The sequence below is a fragment of the Kocuria sp. CCUG 69068 genome, assembly GCF_020833785.1.
GTDB classification, from domain to species: Bacteria; Actinomycetota; Actinomycetes; order Actinomycetales; family Micrococcaceae; genus Kocuria; species Kocuria rosea.
Map to the genome: position 1 here is coordinate 25,514 of NZ_PDDL01000032.1, position 8,552 is coordinate 34,065.

General features: G+C 73.5%; 8 protein-coding genes and 1 pseudogene. All 9 read left to right on the plus strand.

Features of this window, described 5'->3' with window-relative positions; genetic code table 11:
• Position 1 precedes the first annotated feature (1 nt).
• Entirely contained in the window at positions 2–859 is an 858-nt protein-coding gene (locus CRM73_RS08440) for a carbohydrate ABC transporter permease (RefSeq protein ID WP_095650204.1), read from the plus strand.
• Between the two features lie 52 nt (positions 860–911).
• On the plus strand, positions 912–1,700 hold the full coding sequence (gene nagB, locus CRM73_RS08445; RefSeq protein ID WP_031283062.1) for a glucosamine-6-phosphate deaminase: 789 nt from the start codon (positions 912–914) through the stop codon (positions 1,698–1,700).
• A complete protein-coding gene (locus CRM73_RS08450; RefSeq protein ID WP_035923524.1) occupies positions 1,697–2,683 on the plus strand; it encodes a family 43 glycosylhydrolase in 987 nt (328 codons plus the stop codon). The genes nagB and CRM73_RS08450 overlap by 4 nt, the downstream gene beginning before the upstream one ends.
• A gap of 5 nt (positions 2,684–2,688) precedes the next feature.
• Positions 2,689–3,918 (plus strand): N-acetylglucosamine-6-phosphate deacetylase, encoded by a 1,230-nt coding sequence (gene nagA / locus CRM73_RS08455; protein ID WP_229587365.1) that lies wholly within the window; start codon positions 2,689–2,691, stop codon positions 3,916–3,918.
• A gap of 127 nt (positions 3,919–4,045) precedes the next feature.
• Positions 4,046–4,831 (plus strand): VOC family protein, encoded by a 786-nt coding sequence (locus tag CRM73_RS08460; RefSeq protein ID WP_229587366.1) that lies wholly within the window; start codon positions 4,046–4,048, stop codon positions 4,829–4,831.
• Between the two features lie 134 nt (positions 4,832–4,965).
• The gene (locus CRM73_RS08465; protein WP_017833570.1) at positions 4,966–6,672 is read left to right on the plus strand and encodes a carbon starvation protein A; all 1,707 of its coding nucleotides are present in this window, start codon (positions 4,966–4,968) and stop codon (positions 6,670–6,672) included.
• A 4-nt stretch (positions 6,673–6,676) separates the two neighbouring features.
• Positions 6,677–6,952: a cory-CC-star protein gene (locus CRM73_RS08470; RefSeq protein WP_017833569.1), complete on the plus strand. Its 276-nt coding sequence runs from the start codon at positions 6,677–6,679 to the stop codon at positions 6,950–6,952.
• On the plus strand, positions 6,943–7,968 hold the full coding sequence (locus CRM73_RS08475; RefSeq protein ID WP_229587368.1) for an ArsA family ATPase: 1,026 nt from the start codon (positions 6,943–6,945) through the stop codon (positions 7,966–7,968). Before CRM73_RS08470 ends, CRM73_RS08475 begins: the two co-directional genes overlap by 10 nt.
• A gap of 13 nt (positions 7,969–7,981) precedes the next feature.
• Positions 7,982–8,552 (plus strand): annotated as a pseudogene (locus CRM73_RS08480) (oxidoreductase); the annotation flags it as partial.

Genomic DNA, 8,552 nt, shown 5'->3' on the forward strand with positions numbered 1-8,552 from the left:
CATGACGCAGACCGCCGCCGCCCGCCGCCGCCGCCGCAGGACGGACGTGCCCCGCTACGCGGTGCTCGTCGTCACGAGCCTCCTGTTCTTCGCCCCGGTCGCCTACATGGTGGCGGCCTCGCTGGCCCCCGCCTCCCGCACGCTCGCCGGCTTCGAGGTCTTCGACCCGCGCGAGTGGGGCCTGCACAACTACACCGGCGTGGCCTCGAGCCTGTCCTCGGACAGCACCGGCCACCTGTGGCGGTTCTTCTTCGTGTCCGTCACCGTCACGGTCTGCGTGGTGGGGCTCGGGCTGGTCGTGAACTCGATGGCGGCCTTCGCCCTGTCGCGGCTGACCTGGCGGGGCAGGAACCTGGTGCTCCTGGGCGTCCTGCTGCTGCTCATCGTCCCGTTCGAGGCCGTGGCCGTGCCCATGTTCTACCTCTACAACGACGCCCGGAACACCCTGTGGATCCAGATCGTCCCCTTCATCGGCAACGCCCTGTCGATCTTCCTCTTCTACTCGTTCTTCTCCGGCATCCCCCGCAGCATCGACGAGGCCGCGCGGATGGACGGCGCCGGGCCGCTGCGGGTGTTCTGGCAGATCATCGCGCCCATGAGCAAACCCGCGTACGCGTCGGTGGCGGTGCTGACCTTCCTGACCCAGTGGGGGGCGTTCCTGTGGCCGGTGCTGATGATCTCCGAGCCGAACCTGCGCCCCCTGCCCCTCCAGATCAGCGTCTTCGCGGGCCAGCTCCCCCCGGCGTGGGGCGAGGTCATGGCCTTCGGGGTGCTCCTGGTGGTGCCCGTGATCGTCGTGTTCCTCGTCTTCCAGCGCTGGTTCATCGAAGGCGTGGCGAGCTCCGCCGTCAAGGGCTGAGCCGGACCGCCCCGGCACCGCCCGCCTCCACCCGTCGTCCGGAAGGACTCCCATGCAAGTGCTCGTCCTGCCCACGGCCGGCGACGTCGACGCGCGCGCGGCGGACCTCGTCGCCGAGCAGGTCTCGCGCCGGCCGGACACCGTGCTGGGCGTGGCCACGGGCTCGTCCCCCCTGGGGGCCTACCGGGAGCTCGCCCGTCGCCAGGCCCACGGTCTGCTGGACCTCACGCGGCTCCGCTGCTTCGCCCTCGACGAGTACGTCGGGCTGCCCTCCGGGCACCCGGCCGGCTACGCCGCCGTCCTGGAGCGCGAGCTCGCCCGGCCCTTCGGCCTGCCCCCTTCGCGGGTGCAGGTCCCGGACGGCTCCCGGGGCGACCTCGGAGCGGCCTGCCGCGACTACGAGGAGGCCGTCGCCCGCGCCGGCGGCATCGACCTCCAGATCCTGGGCATCGGCGCCAACGGCCACATCGGCTTCAACGAACCGGGGTCCTCGCTGTCCTCCCGCACCCGGGTCAAGGCGCTGTCCGCGCGGACCCGTGCCGACAACGCCCGGTTCTTCGAGGCCCCCGACCACGTCCCCACCCACTGCGTGACCCAGGGGCTGGGCACGATCCTCGACGCCCGCCGGGTGCTGCTCGTCGCCCAGGGCGAGCGCAAGGCCGCCGCGGTGGCCGCAGCCGTGGAGGGGCCCGTGTCCGCGATGTGCCCGGCGTCCGTCCTGCAGTTCCACCGGGCGGTCACGGTCGTGGTGGACGAGGCGGCGGCGAGCCGGCTCGTCCTGACCGACTACTACCGGTTCGTGGCCGAGGCCGAGCACCGGCTGCCCCGGGAGGAGGGATGACGTTCCGCCTCGCGGACCACTGGGTCTGGGACAGCTGGTTGGCCGACGACGGACGGGACTACCACCTGTTCTTCCTGCGGGCCAGCCGCGCCCTGCGGGACCCCGACCGGCGTCACCGCCGGGCCTCGATCGGGCACGCCGTCTCGTCCGACCTGGAGAACTGGGCCCTCCTGCCGGACGCCCTCGTGGCCGGCGACGAACCGTCGTGGGACGACATGGCGACCTGGACGGGCAGCACCGTCCAGGGCCACGACGGCCGCTGGCACCTCTTCTACACCGGTGTCAGCCGCGCCGAGGACGGGCTGCGGCAGCGCATCGGATCGGCCGTCTCGGACGACCTGATCAGCTGGGAGCGCACCGGTGCGGGCCCGCTCGAGGCGGACCCCCGCTGGTACGAGAAGCTCGGGGAGGGCACGTGGCCGGACGAGGCGTGGCGGGACCCCTTCGTCTTCTACGACGACGACAGCCGGCAGTGGCAGATGCTCGTGACGGCACGGGCCGCCACGGGGGACCCGGACGCCCGCGGCGTGGTCGGCCACGCCGTGAGCGACGACCTGGAGCACTGGATGGTCCGCCCCCCGCTGACCGCGCCCGCCGGCTTCGGGGAGATGGAGGTCGTCCAGTCCCAGGTCGTGGACGGGACCGCAGTGCTCATCTTCTCCTGCCTCCCGCGGCTGGCGCCCGGCATCCCGTTCGCGGAGACGAGCACCGGGACCTGGATCGCCCCCGGCGCCGGCCGGCTCGGGCCGTGGGAGCTCGAACGGAGCTCCAGCTTCTTCGTGCCCGGCGTCTACGCCGCCCAGCTGGTCCGCAGGCGCGACGGCCAGTGGGTCGTCTTCGGCTTCCAGAACGGGGTGGACGGCAGCTTCGTCGGCGAGATCGCGAGCCCGGTGCCCCTGGCGGACCTGCTGACGGAGGGCCGGCTCTTCCCCGACGACGACCGGGCACCCCGCCCCGTTCCCCGCACGAGCAGCAGGAGGTGAGCCCCGTGACCACCGAGGACTCCCCGCGCAGGACGGTCCTCTCGGGCCGCGTGCACACGGGGCGCACCGAGCACCCGGACGGTCTCGTGGTCGTCGAGGGCGATCGTATTCTCCACGCCGGCCCGCGGTCCGGCCACCCCGGCGGCGACCCGGGGGAGCACCACGTCCTGGGCCCCGGACAGATGGTGCTGCCGGGGCTCGTGGACGTGCACTGCCACGGTGGTTTCGGCGCGGACTTCTCCTCCTCGGAGGAGGAGGAGATCCGCGCCACCCTGGAGCACTTCCACCGCCAGGGCACCACGACGCTCGTGGCCAGCCTGGTCACGGCCTCACGGGAGGACCTGCTGGGCGCCGTGCTGCTGCTGGCGGCGCTCACCGGGGAGGGGCTGATCGCCGGGATTCACCTCGAGGGCCCGTTCCTGTCCACGGCCCGGTGCGGGGCGCAGGACCCCGCATGGATGCTGGAACCGGACCTCGGGCTGGCCGCCGACCTCGTCGCCGCCGCGGCGGGGACGCTCCGGACGATGACCTTCGCCCCGGAGCTGCCCGGTTCCCGGGACCTGGCCGAGCTGCTCGTCGACCACGGCGTGGTCCCCTCCCTCGGGCACACCGACGCGGACACCGCGACCGTCGACGACGCGCTGCGCCACCTGCAGGGCCTGCTCCGCGATGCCCCCGGGGACGGCCCGCCCCGCTCGCCCACGGTGACGCACCTGTTCAACGCCATGCCCGCCATTCACCACCGGTCGCCCGGGCCGGTGCCGGCCTGTCTGCGCGCCGCGGCGCAGGGCCGGGCCGTCGTCGAGCTCATCGCGGACGGCACCCACCTGGACCCCGGCATCGTGCGGTGGGCGTTCGAGCTGGCCGGCGCGGACAGCATCGCGCTGGTCACCGACGGGATGGCCGCGACCGGGCTGACGGACGGCACCTACACGCTCGGTGCGGCGGAGGTGCGGGTGCAGGACGGGGTGGCCTCCCTGGTCTCCAACGGCTCGATCGCCGGAGGCACGGCCACGATGCTGGAGGTCCTGCGCCGGACGGTCGCGGCGGGTGTCCCCCTCGGGGACGCGCTGCGCTCGGCCACCGTGGTCCCGGCCCGCGTCCTGGGCCTGGCCGGGGAGGCCGGGAGCCTGACGGCGGGCGCGCTCGCGGACCTCCTGGTCGTGGGGGAGGACCTCCGGCTGGAGGCCGTCATGCGCCGGGGCGAGTGGATCTCCGGGGACCCACCCCGCTGAGTCGGCCCCGGCTGCGACCTCGCGGGGCAGGAGCGGGGCGCGGGCGCAGGTGGGTAACGATCCCCCGGGCGGCTCCTGTGGGCCCCGGGGGCGCGGCGTACCCTGGCCGTGTCGGAAGGAGCCCGTCATGACACAGCGCAACGAAGCGTGGCCCGCCGGAACCCCCTGCTGGGCCGATCTGACCGCGTCCGATCCGGTCCGCACGCAGGACTTCTACCGTGCGGTGCTCGGCTGGGAGTACAGCGAGCCGCGGCCGGAGCACGGCGGGTACCGCAACGCCCTGGTCGGCGGGAGACCCGTGGCCGGGCTCTCCCCGGCGGCCCCGGACCTGACGGGCGTCCCGCACATGTGGCAGGTCTACCTCGCCTCGGACCGGATCGACCTCTGCGCCGAGCGGGTCCTCGCCGCCGGCGGCACCCAGCTGATGGAGCCGGTGGAGGTGGGTGGGGCCGGCCGGATGGGCGTCTGGCAGGATCCCACCGGGGCGTCCTTCGGGATGCGGCAGGCCGGGGAGCACATCGGCTTCGCCGTGCTCGACGTGCCCGGCAGCGTCGCCTGGTGCGACCTCATGACCCCCGACCACCACACCGCCCGCGACTTCTACGCGCACGTCTTCGGCTACCACTACGAGGACATCGGCGAGGACGGCGTCGCCTACGCCACGTTCACGGTGCCGCACGGGGACCGCCCGGCCGGCGGCATCGGCGGGACCGACCCCGCGGCGGAGAACGCTCCCGCGGTCTGGTCGGTCTGCTTCCAGGTCGACGACGTCGACGCGGCCGTCCAGCGGGTGCGCGACGCCGGCGGAGCGGTCATGGAGGACCCCTTCGACTTCGCGTACGGGCGGCTGGCGGTCGTGGCCGGCCCGGACCGGGAGTCCTTCGCGATCATGACCCCGGGGGAGCCGATGTAGGTCGTCGGCGCGCCCCGCTCCGCCCCCTGCGGGACCGTGGCGGAGCGTGCGCGGGCGGTCCGTGACCCCGGTCACCCGGCGGTAGCATGGTGATCCAGCGGACATCCACCCACCTCCCCAGAGATCGGAGCGACATGAACTCCATCGTCCTCGCCGTGGTCGGTGTGGCCATGATGATCCTCGGGTACATCCTGTACTCGAAGTTCGTGGCCCGCCGGATCTACCAGCTCCAGGACTCCTTCGTCACCCCCGCCCACGAGCTCAGCGACGGCGTGGACTACGTCCCCACCAACAAGTACGTGCTGTGGGGCCACCACTTCACCTCCGTGGCCGGTGCGGCCCCCATCGTGGGCCCCGCCATCGCCGTCATCTGGGGCTGGGTGCCCGCCTTCCTCTGGGTGACCCTCGGCACCGTCTTCTTCGCCGGCGTGCACGACCTCGGCGCCCTGTGGGCGTCCAACCGGCACCGTGGCAAGTCCATCGGCTCGCTCTCCGGGCAGTACATCGGCCACCGCGGCCGCAACCTGTTCCTGGTCGTGATCTTCCTCGTGCTGCTCATGGTCAACGCCGCGTTCGCCGTGGTGATCTCCAACCTCCTGGTCGGCACCCCCACCTCGGTCATCCCCACGTGGGGCGCCATCGTGGTAGCGCTGCTCATCGGCCAGGCGGTCTACCGCTACAAGTGGAACCTCGCCGTCGTGTCCGTGGTCGGCGTCGTGGCGCTCTACGCCCTCATCCTGCTCGGCGACCGCTTCCCGGTGGTCCTGCCGGAGACGGTCCTGGGCCTGCCGGCCAACGCGTTCTGGATCGTGGTGCTCTTCGTCTACGCGGGCATCGCGTCCGTGCTGCCCGTGTGGATGCTGCTGCAGCCGCGCGACTACATCAACGGCCTCCAGCTGTTCATCGCCCTGGGCATCCTCTACGGCGCCGTCCTGATCTCCGCCCCGACCGTGGTGGCGCCCGCGTTCAACACCTCCGTGCCCGAGGGCACGCCGAGCATCGTGCCGCTGCTGTTCGTGACCATCGCCTGCGGCGCGATCTCCGGGTTCCACGGGATCGTGGCCTCGGGCACGTCCTCCAAGCAGCTGGACAAGGAGACGGACGCCCGCTTCGTCGGCTACTTCGGCGCCGTGGGCGAGGGCCTGCTGGCACTCGGCGCGATCATCGCGACCACCGCCGGGTTCCGCACCCTCGCCGACTGGGAGGCCGTGTACAGCGCGTTCGGCCAGGGCGGCGTGGCCGCGTTCGTCCAGGGAGGCGCCTCGGTCGTCAACTCCGGGCTGGGCATCCCGCCGTCGCTGAGCGCGACCATCCTCGCCACGATGGCCGTGCTCTTCGCGGCCACCACGATGGACACCGGCATCCGCCTGCAGCGCTTCGTGGTGCAGGAGGCCGGGCACATCATGGGCGTCAGCATCGGCAAGGTGGTCTCCACCCTCATCGTCCTCGCGGTGGCCATGGGGCTGACCTTCAGCGCCGGCGCGGACGGCTCCGGCGGCATGCTGATCTGGCCGCTGTTCGGCACCTCCAACCAGCTGCTGGCCGGTCTGACGCTGTCGATGATCGCGGTGATCCTGCTGCGCAAGGGCCGCCCGGTCCTGCCCGTGCTGGTGCCGCTGGTGTTCCTGCTGGTGATGTCCGTCTACGCGCTGATCGTGCAGCTGGGGCAGTTCTGGGCCGCCGAGAACTGGTTCCTGCTCGTGCTCGACGTGATCATCCTGATCGCGGCCCTGTGGGTCATCGTCGAGTCCGTGGCCGCCATGAACGCGGCCCGGAAGAGCCCGCCCGAGCTGGACGAGGAGACCGTCAGCACCTCGGCCGGGGAGAACCGCTCCCTGTGAGCCGGTGAGGGCCCTCGACCGGCTGCGCTCCGTGCAGGCCCGCCTCGGTGCGGGCCTGCACGAGTTCTACGTGGCGCCCTACCGGCGCACCTTCGCCCGCGCCCAGCGCGACGAGGAGGACCTGTTCATGATGCTGGTCCTCTCCGAGGCCCTGGGCGTGCCCAACCCCGTCAGCTACTACACCGTGGAGCTGCTGCCCGTGGTCTACGACCGGTTCCACGACTGGCACCGGCGGATGGGCATGGAGCGCTCGCCCCTGGAGCACATCTCATGCTGCTAGAGCTCGCCGCCGCCCGCCGGGTCCTGTTCGTGGGCGGCAAGGGCGGCGTCGGCAAGACCGCCGTCGCCTCCGCCACCGCCCTCGCCCAGGCCCGCGCCGGCCGCCGGGTGCTCGTCGTCTCGACCGACCCCGCCCACAACCTCGGGCACCTGTGGGAGCGCCCGGTGGGTGACCGGATCACCCCGCTGGCCCGCGACCCCGGCGGCGGCGCCCTCGACGGCATCGAGGTGGACCCGGTCGCCACGACCGACGCCCACCTCGCCGCCGTGGGCGCCACCATCCGCCGGCTGATGCCCGAGCACCTCGCCGCCGAGGTCGACAAGCACATGGAGCTCGCCCGGGACTCGCCCGGCACCCACGAATCGGCGGTGCTCGAGCGGATCGCGGAGCTCGTGGACACGGGCCTGGACGACTACGACCTCATCGTCTTCGACACCGCACCCTCCGGGCACACCGCCCGGCTCATGGCCCTGCCCGAGATCATGTCCGCCTGGACCGAGGGGCTGCTGCGGCGCCGCGGGAGGGCGGAGAAGTTCGGGGCAGCCCTGCGCGGCCTCGAGGACCGGGACGCCGCGAGCGAGAGCATCGTGGGCACCGGCCGGCCCCGGGACCCCCGCGAGGAGCGGGACCTCGAGATCCGGCGGATCCTGCTGCGCCGCCGCGAGCGCTTCGAGGCCCTGCGCGAGGTGCTGGTGGACGCCGAGCGCTGCAGCTTCGTCATCGTCCTCGCGGCCGAACGGCTGCCCGTCCTCGAGACCGCGGAGCTGCACGAGCAGCTGGTCCGCGCCGGCGTGCACGTGGGGGCCCTCGTGGTCAACAAGCGCTCCCCGGCGGACGCCGGGGACTTCCTCGCCGAGCGCCGCGCGCTGGAGGAGGTGCACGTCGCCACCCTGCGCGGCGCCCTCCCGGGCGTCCCGCTGCTGCAGGTCCCCCTGCTGCCGGGGGACGTCGTGGGCCAGGAGGCGCTCGAGCGGTTCGGGGACGCGCTCGCCCAGGCTGATCTCAGGGCCACGTGACACGCTGACGCGCATGACCTCCACCGCGGACCGTCCGGACACCGGGCGACGACGACGGGCCCCCGCCGACCTCGGCCCCTGGATCCTCGCGGGCGTCGCCGCGACCGCGCTCGCCGTGGGCCTGGCCGAGCTGCTCGCCTGGGTGACCGGGCCGGTCGGCGCGCCCCTCACGGCGGTGGGCGGGGTGATCGTGGACGCGGTCCCGGCGCCGGTCAAGGACGCGGCGATCGCCCTGTTCGGCACCGCGGACAAGCTCGTGCTGCTGCTCGTCATGGCCGCCGGACTCGTGGCGGTCGGCACGGGCATCGGGGCGGCCCAGCGCGCCAACCCGCCGATGGGCACGGTGCTGCTCGGCGTGCTCGGGCTCCTCGGGCTGCTGGCGGTGCTGACGCGGGCGGGGCCGACCGTGGCGGACACGGTCCCCGTCGTCGTCGGCACGGGGGCAGGGGCGCTCTTCCTGACGGTGCTCACCCGCCGCACCGCTCCGTCCGCACAGCCCGGCGCCGCCCTCGACCGCCGCGGCTTCGTCCGGGTCTCCGCGGCCGCCGCCGTGCTGGGCGCCGCCGCCGGTGTCGCAGGACGCT